This window comes from Cohaesibacter sp. ES.047 (assembly GCF_900215505.1).
Lineage (GTDB): Bacteria > Pseudomonadota > Alphaproteobacteria > Rhizobiales > Cohaesibacteraceae > Cohaesibacter.
On record NZ_LT907844.1, the window covers coordinates 88,875 to 104,675 of the forward strand.

Below are 15,801 nucleotides of genomic sequence, written 5' to 3' on the forward strand. Positions count from 1 at the left end.
TCGTCTTCAGACCCCGCCCGTTGCGCCCCGACGCCCTACTTGAGGAAGTTTGGCAACCAGAGGGCCAGATCGGGGAAAATCACCAACAGGCCGACGAACAGACACATCACCACGAAACTGGGCACAGCTGCTCGGGCGATGAAGCCGATATCGTGCCCGGTCATGCCTTGCAGAACGAACAGGTTAAACCCGATGGGCGGCGTGATCTGGGCCATTTCGACAACGATCATCAGATAGACGCCGAACCAGAGCATATCAAAGCCCGCCGCCCGCACCATCGGCTCAATGACTGCCATCGTCAGGACGATCGATGAAATGCCGTCGAGGAAACAGCCAAGGATGATGTAGAAGACCGTCAGGGTCAGAATGAGCGCCAGCGGCGAGGGTTGCCAGGCCGCAATGCCTTCGGCCAGCGCCTTGGGGATGCCGGTAAAGCCCATGGCCAGCGACAGGAAGCCCGAGCCCATCAGGATGAACATGATCATCGTGGTGGTACGCACGGCGCCGATCACAGAGTCGATGAAGCTCTCACGCGTAAGGGTCCGCTGGAAGGCAGCCAGCAGGAATGATCCCAGAACGCCCAACGCAGCGGCCTCTGTTGCCGTAGCGATGCCTGCATAGATCGAGCCGATCACGGCAAGAATAAGGGTGATGACCGGCAACAGGCCCAAGAAGGCCGAGAGCTTTTCGGACCAGTTGGTCTCAGGTTCAAGCTGCAGGCCCGCCCCACTGCGCAGGCCCCACAGCACGATATAGCCCATAAACATCAACGCCAGGCAGATGCCGGGGATCATCGCCGCCATGAAAAGCTGGGCGATGCTCTCGTTGACCGTCACGCCGTAAATGATCATCGAAATGGATGGCGGGATGAGAAGCCCCAGCGTTCCGGCACCAGCCAGCGAGCCGACGATCTGTTTTTCGGGATATTTGCGCTTGCGCAGCTCGGGGATGGCCATTTTGCCGACGGTTGCCACTGTCGCAGCGGACGAACCGGAGATGGCCGCAAAGATGGCAGAGGCACCGACATTGACATGCAGCAGGCTGCCGGGCAAGCGCCGCATGAAGGGCGCTATGCCGCGAAACAGGGTCTCGGACAGGTTGGTGCGGAACAGAATCTCGCCCATCCAGATGAACAGCGGCAAGGCCGTCAACGTCCACGAAGACTGGCTGCCCCAGATGGTCAGCGCCAGAGCATCGCCGATTGGCGCAGAGGTGAAAAGAAACATGCCCAGAATGGCGGTGAGCATGAGAGAGGCCCCGACCCAGACACTGGTGCCGAGCAGAAAGAACAGCGCGAAGAGGAATATCGCAATGGAGATGGCTTCGTTCATACTTCTTGCGGTCCTTCGCCTTCGTGCAATTCGGGATCAATCTTGTCATAATCAAACAGGGCAATCGCCAGAACATGCAGGGTGGACAGGGCGAAAAGCACCGAGCCAAGCGCCACTGGTGCCTGCGGGATCCACAAAAGGATCGCATCCGCGCCTTCACTGCGCTCGCCGAAATCATAGGAATCCAGCATCAGCCGGATCATGTAGTAGGACAGGAAGCACGCGAGAGCCGCAATGACCGCATGGGCCCAGATTTCGGCCAGACGGCGATGAAAGCCTTCAAGGCGGCGGGTCAGGATCGACACACGGATATGCCCTTGCGAACGGAAAGTATAGGCAAGCGCCATGAAGGTGCTGGTGGCCATGACATAGCCCGCAACGTCGGACGCGCCTCCGCCGAACCAGCCGACGAGACGGGCGAGAATGCTGTAAAGCACAAGCGAGCACAGAAGAATAAGCAGCGCCCCGGCAATCCAGGCGGCAGCCAGATAGATGCGGTCAAGAAACCGATTGATCGTTTCCATGAAACATGTCCCTGCATGAGGTCAGGGCCCCAAGGAAGGCCAGTGCGGCCCGGGCCTTGTCGAGGCCAGATATTGCATGAAAGAAGATGAGCCGGAGCGGACAGGCCCCGGCTCGCTTTCCTTACATGCCCTCGTAGGCTTTAAGGACAGCTGCGCCTTCATCGCCGGCGCGCTCAAGCCATGCGGCCTTGAGTTCGTCGCCAGCCTTGGAGAAGGCTTCCATCATCGCATCGCTTGCAGGGGCAACATTCATGCCCTGTTCCTTGAACTGCTCGATGTACCAGCCATCCAGTTCAGCAGATTTCGCCCAGCATTTGCTCTCGGCCGTCGCTGCGGCTTCCTCGACGATGGTCTTGATGTTGTCATCGAGACGCGCCCATGCCTTGGCATTGACGATGACCATGTTGCGCGGCAGCCATGCCTTCACATCGTAGTAATATTTGACATGTTCCCAGAGTTTGCGGTCATAGCCGGTTGCGCCGGAGGAAATCATCGATTCAGCCACGCCAGTGGCAAAGGCCTGACTGAGCTCGGCAGCTTCGATCTTGGTGGGTGCCATGCCGAGTGCTTCGGCGATCTTGGAGGTGGTGGCGTTGTAGGCGCGGAACTTCAGGCCTTCCACGTCAGCGGGAACCTTGGCTTCCTTGATGGAGTAGAAGCCCTGCGGTGGCCACGGGCAGGAGTAAAGCAGCTTGACGCGGGCCTTGGCCAAGGTCTTTTCCAGAGCCGGTTTCGAGGCCTTGTAAAGCTTCATGGAATCCTCAAATGAGGTCGCAAGGAACGGCAGGGCATCGATTTCGTAAATTGGGTCCTCGTTGCCAAGGGCAGAGATCAGGCGCTCACCCATGGGCACGAGCCCCTTGCGGACGGCCCCGAAGATCTCGGCACCCCCAAACAGAGAGCCGGACGGGTGTGTCGCGATTTCGAGCGCGCCATCGGTCTTCTCGGTCACGTCCTTGGCGAATTCTGCCGCCATTTCGGAATGGAAGTTGGTTGCGGAATAGGCCAGCGCCATATCCCATTTTTCGGCCTGCGAAGCGGTGGTGATCATCGCAAGACCCGTTGCCATAGCTAACATCAATTTGGTTTTCATGTGGTCTTCCTCTGGGTGGTCATTATTGTTTGGCTGGAAGGATGAACCGATCCGGGCGGAAAGGTTCGGCTAAACTATTTTTATTCCGACCTATTATCTGGTCGGCGCAGATGATTGCTGTGCCCGGGCCCGTATTGAACCCGATATGCTGATGCCCGAAGGCAAAATAGAGACCGTCCCGGCCCGGCGCAGGACCGATCACGGGTCGGCTGTCCGGCATGGTCGGGCGACTGCCCATCCATGGCTCGTCCAGCATGCGCTCACCCAGCTCGATTGCCTGTCTGGCCGAGGTTTCCGCAGAATTAAGTTGTTGGAAATTTCCGGTAGCGTCAAGTGACGTGAGCTCCACGCCTGTACACAATCTGAGTCCTTCCTGCATGGGGGAGAGAACATAGCCCGCTGAAACATCATAATAGGGCTTGCTGACCGGGATCACGTCCTCATCCTCGGGGCGGCGGTAGAGCATGTGATAGCCGCGCTCGTATCCCATGGGAACTTTGTAACCGAGACGGGCGCAGAAGTCCTTCGACCACGGCCCGAGCGCAACAACGACCTTGTCAGCGCTGAAGCTGCTTCCGTCTTCAGCGAGGGCTTCCCAGCCTTCGCCTTCTTGCTCAAGGGTCGCAAGGCTCATTTTGCGGATCACACCGCCACGCTCCACGAACAGGCGGGCGTAGGCGCGAACCAGCTCGCCGGGGTCTTGCACCGACCATGTGTCCTTGACCCATAGCCCCTTGGCAAAGATAGGCTTCAAGCCCGGATCATGGTCATGGATCCCGGCAGGGTCGAGGGTTTCCATGTCAACGCCATAGCGGGCATAGATGTTACGCGTGTAGGACGCGGCCTCGAAATCCTTCTCGCTGCGATAGACAAACAGCCAGCCATCATCGTGGAACATACTCTCTGCCGCTGCCTCGCCTTTTAATCGATCATGCTCGGTGCGGGACAGCTCGATGAGATCAAACAGCGCTTTGGTGGTTTCCTCAAAGGCGGAGCGGGATGTGCGCCGCAAGAAGCCAAGGCCCCAGCCGATGTTGCGCATCATGAAGGCGTTGGAATAGCGAAACGATGTCGAGCGATTGAGCATCAGCTTGGGCAGCTGACGCCAGAGCATCGGACTGTTGATGGGTGCGAGCGATGTGCGCGTGATGATACCGGCGTTGCCGTGGGAGGTTTCTTCGCCCGGGTCGCGGCGATCAATCAAGGTGACGGACAAGCCGCGCCGTTGCAGCTCGAGCGCGGTTGTTACACCAACCATTCCAGCGCCGCACACCAGTATCGTTTCAGCCATCGCTTATACTCCTTTTGTCGCATGCTCGCAGAAATTGACCATACAGTGAAAGAGCAAAATGTCGATTTTGGATAGAAATGTCTGATATTTCGCCGGTTTTCCCGGTATTTTCCCACATCGGAGACAGCCTCGTTTGCAATTGCTCCTTTCCATCGCGCCTTGTTTTTCTGACAAGGTTACATGCCGCCGGGCAATCCGCTGGAATTTGTTCGCTGACAGGTTTGAAAATGTCGCCTATATTTGCCGGATAGTCAGCCCCTGTTTCCGAACCATCGCAATGCCTGATCCATCTCCATCCCCCTTTGTCGGCATCCTGATGCTCGACACCCGCTTTGAGCGCCCGATTGGGGATGCAGGCAACGTGGCGAGCTATCCCTGCCCGGCTCGGGTCGCCGTGGTTGAAGGCGCGGAAAGCCCCGAAATCGTCAAGGATGGACGGCCATCTGATGCACTGGTTGAGGCCTTCCTCCGCGCAGCACGCCAGCTTGAAGCCGATGGCGCGATAGCCATCACCTCGACCTGCGGCTTTCTGATCACGATCCGAAAGGAATTGCAGGCAGCGGTGTCGATCCCGGTGATAACATCAGCGCTTTGCCTTTACCCCGCGCTCAAAGCCAGGCACCCTGACGGGCGCATTGGCATTCTGACAGCCTCGAAGTCCTCGCTTGGTAAGGTTGCTTTGGCTGCAGCGGGGATCGATGCCAAGGATGTGGTGATCGAGGGAATGGAGGATTGTCCCGCCTTTGCCGAGGCTATCCTCAGAGCGAAGGCGGACCAGACGCTTAAGATGGACCAAGGAGCTATCGAAGCCGCCATCACCGCCAAAGCCAAAGCGATGGTGGCCCGACATCCGAACGTCAGGGCGTTCCTGCTTGAGTGTGGAAACATGCCGCCCTATCAGGCAGCAATCGCAAAGGCGACGGGGCGGCCCGTCGTCTCGCTTCTGGATGGCATTGCCGATCTGCTGCGCCGCGCGTGAGATGTGTGAGGGTGCCTTTACCCGGATTTCCGGTTGGCAAATCAGAGATCTTCACGCATCAAATCAAATTGGCTGCCAAGGGATGAACCACGGTCGACAAAGGTCTGGAATTGCACCTCCGGCACCAGAGATCCGCCGGTCGCCCATGCAACATGCACGGCCCTGTTGAGGGCATCCGGGGCCAGATGCGTTGCGCAGAAATGTCGCCCCGCCTCGGTGCTTAGCAGGAAATGCGGACCGGCAAACCCGATGGCTGCAGAAGGCTCAATTTGCAGGCCGGCGTGACTGTAGGCAAGCGACACCCAGCGGAACAAATCATCGTCACCAGCCGTATAGACACCGGCCAGCCGCTCACGCATCCGGCGGGCAACAAGCTGGGACATGGTGGCCACCGCCATCCCGTCCGCTTCGGTCTTGTTGCTGAGGCCAAATTCATACACCGGTAACGGCTGATCCGACCCGTGCATCATCTGAACGAGAGCGGATGGCGACTGGACCGGCTCGGCAAAAAAGCAATGGACATCAGGGCCAAAGACGGCACGGGCGCCATAGGCGATACCGCCCGGCGCTCCTCCAATGCCACACGGCAGATAAAGAAAGAGTGGGCGGTCCGGGCCGATCACAATGCCCGCATCCTCCAGCTGGGTTTTCAGCTCGGCGGCCGCGGCGCTATATCCTCTGAACAGCAGTTCGGAATCCTCGTCATCGACAAAGTAAGCCAGTGGATCACGGCTCGCTGCGTCACGCGCAGCGGCGACCGCCAGATTGTAATCGCCCTCATATTGCATGACCTTGACACCGAAGCGTCGCAACCGCTCGATCTTCCATTCCTTGGCGTCTGCGGACATGTGCACGACCACATTGTAGCCAAGGGTGCGGGCGGCAAGGCCAACGCTGAGACCAAGATTGCCGGTTGAGCCGACAGCGATGGTGCGGCGGCCAAAGAAACTGTGCGCTTCCGTGCTCGCCAGCTTGGTGAGGCTCTCATCTGCAGCCAGAAAGCCGAAGGCGCGGGCTTCGTTCACCGCGTGCATGAGCACTTCGAACAGCCCGCCGCGTGCCTTGACCGACCCGGCCACCGGCAGATCATGATCGCCCTTGACGAAGAGGCGACCAAAGTGAGGAGCACCATATCCGAGCGCCGTCTGAAGATCGGGCACATCAATGAGGTCGGAGGCGATCTCTCCGCCACTTTGCTTGAGTTGCGGGAAAAGCGCTTCAAGCAGTGGGGCAATGAGCGCCCAGTCGTCAAGCGCCTTGGAAAGGCCTTCTGCCGCTTCGGGGTCGACAGCTGGCACATAGGCCGGATTGCACCAAAGCGTCGGGCGCGCCGACTTGATCCGATCAAGGAGAGGCGCCTCAAGAGGGGAGGACATGTCAGGCATCAACCCATCAGAGCCTTGCGCAGCATGTTCCCCGCAAGCACCAGAATGGTGCAGGCGAACACGATCCGCAAATGTCGGGGTGACAGAGCATGGGCCATCCGAACGCCCAACGGAACGGTGAGCATGGTGGTCATCACGATCAGAACCACAGCGGGAAGATTGACATAACCGATGGTGTAGGGCGGCTTGCCGCTCACATCCCAGCCGGTTGCCATGAAGGCCAGAAAGGCAGGCACGGAAATCATCAGCCCAAAGCCCGGCGACGTCGCCACGGCCTTATGGGGCGGCACATTGTAAGCTGTCAGCAGGGGCACGGTGAAAGACCCGCCGCCGATCCCCATCAGGGCCGAGAAAAACCCGATGCCCATGCCATAAATGCCGCTCAACATTCGGCCGGGCAATTCGCTGGACAGGCGCCAGTCCTTCCTGCCAAGGAGCATGTAAAGCCCAAGGCAAACACCGATGCATCCAAAAACGAGCTGCAATTCATGCGATCTGAGACTGGCCGCCGCAAACACCCCGATGAGGGCTCCAATGGCAATGAAAGGGCCCCAGCTCTTGATCAGCGAAACACTCACGGCTCCCCGCTTGTGATGGGACATAACCGATCTGAGCGAGGTGAAGATGATGGTGCCGGTGGACGTCGCCACACAGATCTGCATCAGCTGATCGGGCTGATAGCCAAGGGTGGTGAAGGCATAGAAGAAGGCAGGCACCAGAATGATGCCACCGCCAACTCCGAGCAGGCCGGAAATGATCCCGGCTACGGCACCGGACAGGGCGATCACGCCAAACAATATGAGAATTTCGTTCATGCGAACGCCCCCGCAATTCTGATGGTGAAAATGTGAAGAGACTGGGTTGCGAGCACTGTCACGGAACCGCGGGCGGGGCCATAAGCCGCCATGCTCCCTGTCGGGCTGGGTGCGCTCATCTGGTTTCCCCTAAGAACTGTGTGGCGAGACAGGCGTCGGGCACGGGAGGTAAGGAATGTGTTGGTCTTTGCAGGGATCTATATACGCCCCCGCAACCGCTGACTGTCAAGAAGAAACCCGTCGTTCGGGAAATGGCCCCAGACGTTTTGCCTCCTGTCAGCTGCGCGTGATGCGCCTTAGAATGCCGCTAGAACGGCAGGGGCGCGTTGTTTTTCACCTCCTTCATGACAAAGAAGGTGCGGGTCTGGCGAACACCGGGAAGAGCAATCAGCTGCTGGGCATGAAGCTTGTTGAAATCGGCCATGTCACGCACGCGGATCTTCAGAAGATAATCGAAATCACCCGCGACCAGATTGCAGTCCAGCACCGCCGGGATTTCTACCACGGCCTTCTCGAAGGCCCCGAAGCTTTCGGGGGTGGAGCGATCCAGCACGACACCGACCTGAACCAGCGCCCCCAGACCAACCGGCTCGGGATTGATGCGCGCACTGACACCGGTGATATATCCCTCTTCGAACAATCTCTGGGTTCGCCTGTGACAGGTGGCCGGGCTGACATGGACCCGCTCGGCCAGTTCGGCATTGCTGAGGCGGCCTTCCATCTGCAGGGCTCTAAGGATATTGCGGTCGATGCGATCAAATTCAGCCATGAAATTTTCTTCCAATTATTCTCAATACATTTCTCTATTTCTCATTTTTGAAGGAAATAGTCGAGATATTTATCAATTCTGAGAGGAATAATAGAGAGCACCTTTCAAAGATTTATCGTTACGATTTGAGCCGTCAATTCAGGAGACCGGTTTATGTCACTACTTAAGAAATTCGAGCGCTACCCCCTTACTTTTGGCCCGACACCCATCGAGCATCTGCCGCGCCTCACCGAGGCACTGGGTGGAGATGTCGAAATCTATGCCAAGCGGGATGATTGCAACTCCGGTCTTGCAATGGGTGGTAACAAACTCAGAAAACTGGAATATATCGTCCCTGATGCCATCGCTGCAGGTGCCGACACGCTGGTCTCCATTGGCGGCGTCCAGTCCAACCATACGCGCATGGTCGCAGCCACCGCTGCCAAAATCGGCATGAAATGCGTGGTGGTGCAGGAAAAATGGGTGCCCCATTATGATGCCGTCTATGATCGGGTTGGCAATATCCTGATGACGCGCCTGATGGGTGCGGACAGCCGTCTTGTTGATGAAGGCTTTGACATCGGCATTCGCGAAAGCTGGGAAAATGCCATCCAGTCGGTCAAGGACGCGGGCGGCAAGCCCTATGCCATTCCGGCGGGTGCTTCGGTGCACAAATATGGCGCGCTCGGATATATCGGCTTTGCCGAGGAAGTCGCCGAGCAGGAAAAAGAGCTGGGCTTCAAGTTCGATTATATCGTCGTCTGCGTCGTCACCGGCTCCACGCAGGGCGGCATGATTGTCGGCTTTGCCGCTCAGGACCGCGCTGACCGGGTCATCGGTATCGATGCATCGGCCACCATCGAGCAGACACGCGAGCAAGTTCGCTCCATCGTCGACAACACCGCCGAGCTTGTCGGTCTTGGGCGTCAGGTTCGCGACGACGAGATCGTCATCAATCCAGACTATGCCTATCCGGCCTATGGCGTGCCGTCAGACGAGACCAACGAGGCCATCCGCTTGGCTGCCCGCACCGAAGCGATGATGACCGACCCGGTGTATGAAGGCAAATCCATGCAGGGTCTTGTTGATCTGACCAAGAAGGGTTTCTTCCCCAAAGGCTCCAAGGTGCTTTATGCGCATCTGGGCGGAGCACCGGCGCTGAATGGTTACAGCTATTACTACAAGGACGGCTAGGTCCCCCGAAAAAGACCGTCCAATGCAGCCCAAGCTAGGCTTTTGTTTTTTGCAGCCTCAAAACCAGCGCAATCGGGCAACTGTGCGCCTATCCGCGATCAAGCCGCGGATAGGCTTTTTTTTGTCCAGTTTTAGTGTGACCGTCCGATGCCGTGGCTTTTCATTTTTCTGTAAAGCGTATTGCGCGAGATGCCGAGCTGCTGGGCGCAGCGGGAAACATTCCATTTCGCTTCACTAAGAGCCTTCTCAATCAGCGCCCGCTCGCGCCTCTCGACGTCAAGGCTCGCCTTCAGTCCGCTCTCTCCCCCTCGCAGGTTGGCTGCAATCGCTGGCGCTGCTGCATTGACCTGGCAGGGTAGATCCATTCCCCTATTTTCTTTCAATCCGAGATGATGAGGCTGGATTGGGCCGCCGTCGGCCAAGATGAAAGCGGTTTTGAGCGCATGCTTCAACTGGCGAATGTTGCCGGGCCAGCGGTGCTGCTCAATCAGGTTGCGCGCTTCACGGGAAAAGGCGGTCGGATCGTCAAGCGCGGTGCCGGGCATCAGACGCCCGATGAGCGCGGCAATATCGCGGCGCTGCCGCAAAGCTGGCAGGGGCAAGACAAAGCCGCAAATGCGGTAATAGAGATCCTCCCGGAACCGCCCTTCGGCGCAGAGATCTTCAAGTGGCTGATGGGTTGCTGCCAACAGGCGAATGTCCAGATCGATGCCCTTGGTGCTACCAAGCGGCGTCACCTGTCGCCGTTCCAGAACCTGAAGCAAGCGCGTCTGGGCCGAGAGGGGCATATCGCCGATTTCATCGAGCAGCAGGGTGCCGCCATTGGCCGCCAAGATCTGGCCCTTGAAGCCGCTCGCCTGCGCCCCGGTGAAGGCGCCTGCCTTGTAGCCGAACAATTCCCCTTCGATGAGATTTTCCGGCAAGGCCCCGCAGTTGACGGCAATGAAGGGCGCGTTCTTGCGACTTGAGGCCTCATGCAAAGCGCGGGCAAAGCTGTCCTTGCCCACTCCGGTCTCTCCAGTGATGAGCAATGGCACGTCATGCTCGTAAAGTTTACTGGCTTTGGACGCGAGATCCCGCAAATTGAGATCGTCCCCGACCATGCGCTCTAGCGCGGAAGGCCCCACCATGGCGGGCTTGTGCCTTACGGGGCGAACAGGCGCTGCAATCGCTCCGCCAGACACCCGCATCTCGCGACTGGCCGCTTCCGGCTCGATCAGACGGGCATGAACAAGCGGCGTATCCCGCTTGAAGACATCGCGAATGGCGACTTGCGCAGGAACTCGCCCCGCGTCGGAAAGGTGGGCGGCAAGCTGGTCACGCTCCATGTCGATGAGTTCATCAATGTCGCGCCCCAGAATGTCCGAGCGATCCGAAACCGCAAGATGGCTGAGCGCCTGTTGATCCGCACCAGCGATGCGTCCGTTGTGATCCAGCGCGACAAGCCCCTCCTCCAGAAGCCCCACCCGTTCTGCGTCCGGATGGAAGCGCATGACCCAATGGCTTGAGAAATGATCCTGAAAATGACGCCGACTGATAAGCCGCGCAGACATCTCAAGAAGCGCGCGCGTGTGGGCCAGAATGTCGGGATCGTCCTTGCGTCCGATGCTTGAAACATCAAACAGGGCCAGCACCTGCCCATCAACATCGAACACGGGTGCGCCCGTACAGGTCAGGCTTGCGTGATGATTGTGAAAATGCTGGTCGCGATAGATGGTGATGGATTTCTTCTCGGCGATGGCCGTGCCGATGCCATTGGTCCCTTCTCTCGCCTCGCTCCAGTCTGCACCGCGCCTGAGACCGGCCTTGCGGAAGAGATTTTCAAGCGTCGACTGGACGGCAAATTCGACGATGGTGCCACTCTTGTCGGTCAGAATGACAGCATGACCCGATCCGACAATATTTTTGAAGATATGCTGCACCTGTGAGCGGCAGGCGGTAAAGAGCGGGCCGAGATGCTCGATGGAATCGCGCACGCGCTCTCGGCGCACCACCGTCTCGTGATGGCGTTTCCACTGATCAAGCCCGTGCTCTTTCACGCAGCGATCCCAGGATGCAGATATGGTGGTCTGGTCAAGCGCAGACAGAGCTGCGCCGCGCAGAGTAAGATCGGCCAAGTGTTTCCTCCCCGGACCTGCAATGGCTCATTTTCGGGCTTCTGCCGGTCACAGGGGAAGATTACCACGCATTTCTACGTGCGACAAATATGCACAGTCTCACACTTAAGCCAAAGCGTCCCAACAAGGAGACAGTATGTCACCCCCACTGGCACAAAGTGTCACGGTGGCGTGACACTTTGTACGTAATGGTACCAAGTGAATTCAACGAGTTAGCAAACTGGCACGATTTTTCCTTCTCACCTCCCATAGCAAATCCACATGACGACGCATTTCTCGGGAGGAAAACCATGAACGTCATTACACCAAGCACACGCTCCGCTGCGCTCGATACCGCACATCTCGATGTGTCCTTTCCCTTCAAGACCCGCTACGGCAATTTCATCAACGGTGAGTTTGTTGAACCGACGTCCGGTCAGTATTTCCAGAACCCGACCCCGATCACCGGCGAGATCCTGTGTGAATGCGCCCGCTCGAACGCCGAGGACGTCGAGGCTGCCCTTGATGCCGCTCATGCCGCTTTCCCCGCTTGGGGCCGCACATCGATCACCAAACGCTCGAATATGCTGCTCAAGATTGCTGACGTGATGGAGGCCAATACCAATTTTCTGGCGGTTGCCGAAACCATGGACAACGGCAAGCCGGTGCGCGAGTCCATCGCCGCTGACATTACTCTTGCGGTTGACCATTTCCGCTATTTCGCCGGGGTCATCCGCGCCGAGGAAGGCTCCATTGGCGAGATCGACGCCAACACCTATGCCTATCACATCAACGAGCCGCTGGGTGTTGTGGGACAGATCATCCCGTGGAACTTCCCCATCCTGATGGCCACATGGAAGGTCGCGCCAGCCTTGGCGGCAGGCAACTGCATCGTGCTGAAACCTGCCGAGCAGACCCCGGCCTCGATCATGGTGCTGATGGAGCTGATCGGCGACATCCTGCCAGCCGGGGTGCTCAATGTGGTCAACGGCTTTGGCCTAGAAGCAGGCAAGCCGCTTGCCTCCTCGAACCGCATCGCCAAGATCGCCTTCACCGGCGAGACGACCACCGGCCGCCTGATCATGCAATATGCCTCACAGAATATCATTCCAGTGACGCTGGAGCTTGGCGGTAAAAGCCCGAACATCTTTTTCTCGGATGTGATGAGTGAGGACGATGCGTTCCTGAACAAATGCCTTGAAGGCTTTGCCATGTTCGCGCTCAATCAGGGCGAGGTCTGCACCTGCCCGTCCCGCGCCCTCATTCAGGAAGACATCTATGATGCCTTCATGGAAAAAGCCGTGGCGCGCGTCAAAGCCGTCAAGCAGGGTAACCCGCTTTCCATGGACACCATGATCGGCGCACAAGCATCGCTCGAGCAGATGGAGAAGATCACCTCCTATCTTGATCTTGGCAAGCAGGAAGGAGCCGAGTGCCTCACTGGCGGTAACCGCGCCCATCTTGGCGGGGATCTGGAGCAGGGCAACTATATCGAGCCGACCGTATTTACGGGCGACAACTCGATGCGTATTTTCCAGGAAGAGATCTTCGGCCCTGTTTTGTCGGTGACGACCTTCAAGGATGAAGCCGAAGCACTGGCGATTGCCAATGACACGCTTTACGGCCTTGGCGCCGGTGTCTGGACCCGCGATGGCAGCCGCGCCTTCCGCATGGGTCGGGAAATTCAGGCCGGTCGCGTCTGGACCAACTGCTATCACGCCTATCCGGCCCATGCGGCCTTTGGTGGATACAAACAGTCGGGCATTGGTCGCGAGAACCACAAGATGATGCTCGGCCATTACCGCCAGACCAAGAACCTGCTCGTCTCCTATGACGACAATGCTCTGGGCTTCTTCTGATCTCCCCCTGTCGACTGTAAGGGTCAGAAGGAACAAGAGCAGGAAGGGCACCCACTGAGGACAGAGCATGCGCTCTGTTCTCTACTCGACCATCCTCTCCACGCAAGAGACGAGAAACCAGTCATGAATGGTAAGTCCATCCCCACGGTCACCGCCACCGATGCCGCCATCGATTTGATCCGCAAGATTAAGGGCAAGTACGGAGAAAATCTGGTGTTTCATCAGTCGGGCGGCTGTTGCGATGGCTCTGCGCCGATGTGTTTCGAGACCAGCGACTTCATGCTGGGAGGCAATGACCTGTTGCTTGGTGAGCTGGACGGGGTGCCCTTCTATATCAATCGCGATCAGGGAGAGCGTTGGGGCGGGACCAATCTGATCATCGATGCCATTCCGGGCAACGGCGGCATGTTCAGCCTCGACAATGGCACGGGTCAGCGGTTTCTCACCCGCTCCGAGGTTTGCGCGGTTGGTAACTAGAGGATCGGTTCGAGAATGGCCGCGATGTGATCAACCAGCTCTTGAGGCGATTTGTCGATATCCAGCCGGATGACATCCTCCTCGCCATCGGGCACTTCCAGCGTCGCGATCTGGCTTTCGATGAGATCGACGGGCATGAAATGGCGCTCTCTGTGAGCCATGCGATCCCGCACCAGTTCTACCGCTCCATCGAGAAAAACAAAGCGCAGATCACGGGCCGCCGTACGGAATTGATCCCGATAGCTCTTGCGCAGGGCCGAACAACTGAGCACGCGGGCTTCGCCCTTTTGGGACCATTTCGCGATCTCTCGGGTCAGCGTCTCAAGCCATGGCTTGCGGTCCTCATCGGTCAGCGGAATGCCTGCTGCCATTTTCTCGACATTGGCTTTTGAATGGAAGGCATCACCCTCCTCGAAAGCAAAGCCGAACCGCTCGGCCAGCAGTTTGCCAAGGGTCGATTTACCGCTGCCTGATATCCCCATGACAATAATGATCATTTTCGTGGCCCTTTATTGATTGGTTCCAAAGTGACAGGTGTCACTCTTTATCCGCGTCCCCCGTGCTTTGCCGGTCCACTTTAATTCTCCCCCATCCAGTCATGGTGGAAATGCCCTTCCCGATCCACTCGTTCAAAGGTGTGAGCACCAAAATAGTCCCGCTGCCCCTGAATGAAGTTGGCGCCAAGGCATGCACTGCGCCGACCATCGAGCCAACTGAGTGCTGAACTGAGCGCTGGTGTCGGCGTTGCGGTGAGCGCGGCTGTGGTAACGATAGCCCGCAGGGCGGCTTCCGCGTCCTCCAACGTTGCCTCTGCGAATGGGCTAGCGAGTGCATCTCCCTCTTTGCAGGCGTCTGACAGGGGATCAAGCATCGCAGAGCGGATGATGCAGCCAGCGCGCCATCCTCTGGCAACGCTTGAAAGATCCGTGTCCCAACCATTGTCTCGCGCGGCCTCTGCGATCAGTTCCAATCCTTGCACATAAACCGATAGCATCGCGGCGGGAAAGGCCTTGATTGCCAGATCGGGGAGATTGCCGGTTGCGTCGGTAGAGAGGGGCAAGGTGCGTTTTGAGCCCGTCAGACGCTCGCGCCCGGACAGGGCACGGGCCAGAAATCCGGCGGCAACACTTGGCACAGCGATGCCATACTCAAGGCCTGCCTCGACCGTCCAGCGCCCGGTGCCCTTGTGGGCCGCCTGATCGCGAATAAGCTCCACCAGTGGCCGTCCGGTTTCCGGGTCGATCGTTGCCATGACCTTTTGAGAAATCTCGGCAAGATAGGAGGCCGCAGGCCCGGCATTCATCACGCCAAAACAGTCGGAAATCTCTTTGTGGTCCTGTTCGGCGGGCCCGGAGAGCAGCAGATAGCATTCGGCCAACATCTGCATGAGGCCATATTCAATGCCGTTGTGCACCATTTTGACGAAATGCCCTGCCCCCATCGGGCCATGCGCGGCATAACAGGAAGCCCCGTCGGCGGCCTTGGCTGCGATGGCAGAGAAAGGCGCCTCGATTGCAGCAAGCGCATCGGCATCGCCGCCCGCCATCAACGCCGGGCCGAAACGGGCCCCCTCCTCGCCGCCAGAGACCCCGAGGCCCACAAATTTGAGGCCTTTGGCTTTGAGCTTCTCCTGCCGTCGTTCCGTGTCACGATAAAAGGTGTTGCCGCCATCGATGAGAATATCGTCCGGTGCAAGGATCGGAGCGAAGCTGTCGATGACGTCGTCAACGGGTTTCCCCGCCTTGATCATGATGAGAATGCGCGCGGGTTTGGTGAGCACCTTGACCATGTCTTCAGGGCTTTCGCAGACAACCAGATCCCTGAGTGTCTCGCGGGCTTTCTCCAGCACTTCGGGGAAGGGATCATAGACCGCCACCCGAAAGCCATGGTCGGCGAAATTAAGCGCCAGATTGCGTCCCATGACGCCAAGGCCGACGACAGCGATATCGGCGCGTGCATTTGTATCCATAATTCTGCTCCCAATTGGCTTGGTTCGGATGGGCCTCAGC

General features: G+C 58.2%; 15 protein-coding genes. 4 read left to right on the forward strand and 11 right to left on the reverse strand.

Annotated features, from left to right (window positions below; all coding sequences use genetic code 11):
- Positions 1-35 precede the first annotated feature (35 nt).
- The 4 genes from CPH65_RS00435 to CPH65_RS00450 form a co-directional block, all read right to left on the reverse strand.
- Positions 36-1,331, reverse strand: a complete 1,296-nt coding sequence (locus CPH65_RS00435) for a TRAP transporter large permease (protein WP_096171637.1) — start codon at positions 1,329-1,331, stop codon at positions 36-38.
- Positions 1,328-1,855, reverse strand: a complete 528-nt coding sequence (locus CPH65_RS00440; protein ID WP_096171638.1) for a TRAP transporter small permease — start codon at positions 1,853-1,855, stop codon at positions 1,328-1,330. Before CPH65_RS00440 ends, CPH65_RS00435 begins: the two co-directional genes overlap by 4 nt.
- A gap of 121 nt (positions 1,856-1,976) precedes the next feature.
- Entirely contained in the window at positions 1,977-2,948 is a 972-nt protein-coding gene (locus CPH65_RS00445; RefSeq protein ID WP_096171639.1) for a TRAP transporter substrate-binding protein, read from the reverse strand.
- Positions 2,949-2,970: 22 nt separating this feature from the next.
- Entirely contained in the window at positions 2,971-4,239 is a 1,269-nt protein-coding gene (locus CPH65_RS00450; protein ID WP_096171640.1) for an FAD-binding oxidoreductase, read from the reverse strand.
- 277 nt (positions 4,240-4,516) lie between these two features.
- Here CPH65_RS00450 and CPH65_RS00455 point away from each other — a divergent pair, with 277 nt between their 5' ends.
- Positions 4,517-5,218 carry an aspartate/glutamate racemase family protein gene (locus CPH65_RS00455; protein ID WP_096171641.1) on the forward strand — a complete coding sequence of 234 codons (702 nt, stop codon included), beginning with the start codon at positions 4,517-4,519 and terminating at the stop codon, positions 5,216-5,218.
- A gap of 41 nt (positions 5,219-5,259) precedes the next feature.
- Here the strand turns inward: CPH65_RS00455 and CPH65_RS00460 are convergent, their stop codons facing one another.
- The 4 genes from CPH65_RS00460 to CPH65_RS00470 form a co-directional block, all read right to left on the reverse strand.
- Positions 5,260-6,594, reverse strand: coding sequence for a D-serine ammonia-lyase (locus tag CPH65_RS00460; protein ID WP_096176143.1), 1,335 nt, complete (start codon positions 6,592-6,594; stop codon positions 5,260-5,262).
- A gap of 8 nt (positions 6,595-6,602) precedes the next feature.
- Entirely contained in the window at positions 6,603-7,418 is an 816-nt protein-coding gene (locus CPH65_RS00465; RefSeq protein ID WP_096171642.1) for a sulfite exporter TauE/SafE family protein, read from the reverse strand.
- Positions 7,415-7,537 (reverse strand): hypothetical protein, encoded by a 123-nt coding sequence (locus CPH65_RS24795; protein ID WP_256385206.1) that lies wholly within the window; start codon positions 7,535-7,537, stop codon positions 7,415-7,417. The genes CPH65_RS00465 and CPH65_RS24795 overlap by 4 nt, the downstream gene beginning before the upstream one ends.
- A 188-nt stretch (positions 7,538-7,725) precedes the next feature.
- The gene (locus CPH65_RS00470) at positions 7,726-8,187 is read right to left on the reverse strand and encodes an Lrp/AsnC family transcriptional regulator (protein WP_371359368.1); all 462 of its coding nucleotides are present in this window, start codon (positions 8,185-8,187) and stop codon (positions 7,726-7,728) included.
- A gap of 153 nt (positions 8,188-8,340) precedes the next feature.
- Here CPH65_RS00470 and CPH65_RS00475 point away from each other — a divergent pair, with 153 nt between their 5' ends.
- On the forward strand, positions 8,341-9,360 hold the full coding sequence (locus CPH65_RS00475; RefSeq protein ID WP_096171644.1) for a 1-aminocyclopropane-1-carboxylate deaminase: 1,020 nt from the start codon (positions 8,341-8,343) through the stop codon (positions 9,358-9,360).
- Between the two features lie 131 nt (positions 9,361-9,491).
- Here the strand turns inward: CPH65_RS00475 and CPH65_RS00480 are convergent, their stop codons facing one another.
- A complete protein-coding gene (locus CPH65_RS00480) occupies positions 9,492-11,477 on the reverse strand; it encodes a sigma-54-dependent Fis family transcriptional regulator (protein ID WP_096171645.1) in 1,986 nt (661 codons plus the stop codon).
- Positions 11,478-11,767: 290 nt separating this feature from the next.
- Between CPH65_RS00480 and adh the strand changes: the two genes are divergently transcribed.
- Together adh and CPH65_RS00490 are read left to right on the forward strand one after the other, a co-directional pair.
- Positions 11,768-13,315 (forward strand): aldehyde dehydrogenase, encoded by a 1,548-nt coding sequence (gene adh / locus CPH65_RS00485; protein WP_096171646.1) that lies wholly within the window; start codon positions 11,768-11,770, stop codon positions 13,313-13,315.
- 123 nt (positions 13,316-13,438) lie between these two features.
- Positions 13,439-13,792, forward strand: coding sequence for a DUF779 domain-containing protein (locus CPH65_RS00490; RefSeq protein WP_096171647.1), 354 nt, complete (start codon positions 13,439-13,441; stop codon positions 13,790-13,792).
- Here the strand turns inward: CPH65_RS00490 and CPH65_RS00495 are convergent.
- Both CPH65_RS00495 and gndA read right to left on the reverse strand, forming a co-directional pair.
- Positions 13,789-14,289 (reverse strand): gluconokinase, encoded by a 501-nt coding sequence (locus CPH65_RS00495; RefSeq protein WP_244574497.1) that lies wholly within the window; start codon positions 14,287-14,289, stop codon positions 13,789-13,791. The genes CPH65_RS00490 and CPH65_RS00495 overlap by 4 nt on opposite strands.
- A gap of 80 nt (positions 14,290-14,369) precedes the next feature.
- A complete protein-coding gene (gene gndA / locus CPH65_RS00500; protein ID WP_157747422.1) occupies positions 14,370-15,761 on the reverse strand; it encodes an NADP-dependent phosphogluconate dehydrogenase in 1,392 nt (463 codons plus the stop codon).
- Positions 15,762-15,801 lie beyond the last annotated feature (40 nt).

What these genes read in the sequence shown, in the direction of transcription:
- CPH65_RS00445 (WP_096171639.1), bottom strand. Translation starts at nt 2,948, where the DNA reads ATGAAAACCAAATTGATGTTAGCTATGGCAACGGGTCTTGCGATGATC.
- CPH65_RS00440 (WP_096171638.1), bottom strand. Translation starts at nt 1,855, where the DNA reads ATGGAAACGATCAATCGGTTTCTTGACCGCATCTATCTGGCTGCCGCC.
- adh (WP_096171646.1), top strand. Translation starts at nt 11,768, where the DNA reads ATGAACGTCATTACACCAAGCACACGCTCCGCTGCGCTCGATACCGCA.
- CPH65_RS00460 (WP_096176143.1), bottom strand. Translation starts at nt 6,594, where the DNA reads ATGTCCTCCCCTCTTGAGGCGCCTCTCCTTGATCGGATCAAGTCGGCG.
- CPH65_RS00465 (WP_096171642.1), bottom strand. Translation starts at nt 7,418, where the DNA reads ATGAACGAAATTCTCATATTGTTTGGCGTGATCGCCCTGTCCGGTGCC.
- CPH65_RS00475 (WP_096171644.1), top strand. Translation starts at nt 8,341, where the DNA reads ATGTCACTACTTAAGAAATTCGAGCGCTACCCCCTTACTTTTGGCCCG.
- CPH65_RS00450 (WP_096171640.1), bottom strand. Translation starts at nt 4,239, where the DNA reads ATGGCTGAAACGATACTGGTGTGCGGCGCTGGAATGGTTGGTGTAACA.
- gndA (WP_157747422.1), bottom strand. Translation starts at nt 15,761, where the DNA reads ATGGATACAAATGCACGCGCCGATATCGCTGTCGTCGGCCTTGGCGTC.
- CPH65_RS24795 (WP_256385206.1), bottom strand. Translation starts at nt 7,537, where the DNA reads ATGAGCGCACCCAGCCCGACAGGGAGCATGGCGGCTTATGGCCCCGCC.
- CPH65_RS00490 (WP_096171647.1), top strand. Translation starts at nt 13,439, where the DNA reads ATGAATGGTAAGTCCATCCCCACGGTCACCGCCACCGATGCCGCCATC.
- CPH65_RS00435 (WP_096171637.1), bottom strand. Translation starts at nt 1,331, where the DNA reads ATGAACGAAGCCATCTCCATTGCGATATTCCTCTTCGCGCTGTTCTTT.
- CPH65_RS00455 (WP_096171641.1), top strand. Translation starts at nt 4,517, where the DNA reads ATGCCTGATCCATCTCCATCCCCCTTTGTCGGCATCCTGATGCTCGAC.
- CPH65_RS00470 (WP_371359368.1), bottom strand. Translation starts at nt 8,187, where the DNA reads ATGGCTGAATTTGATCGCATCGACCGCAATATCCTTAGAGCCCTGCAG.
- CPH65_RS00495 (WP_244574497.1), bottom strand. Translation starts at nt 14,289, where the DNA reads ATGATCATTATTGTCATGGGGATATCAGGCAGCGGTAAATCGACCCTT.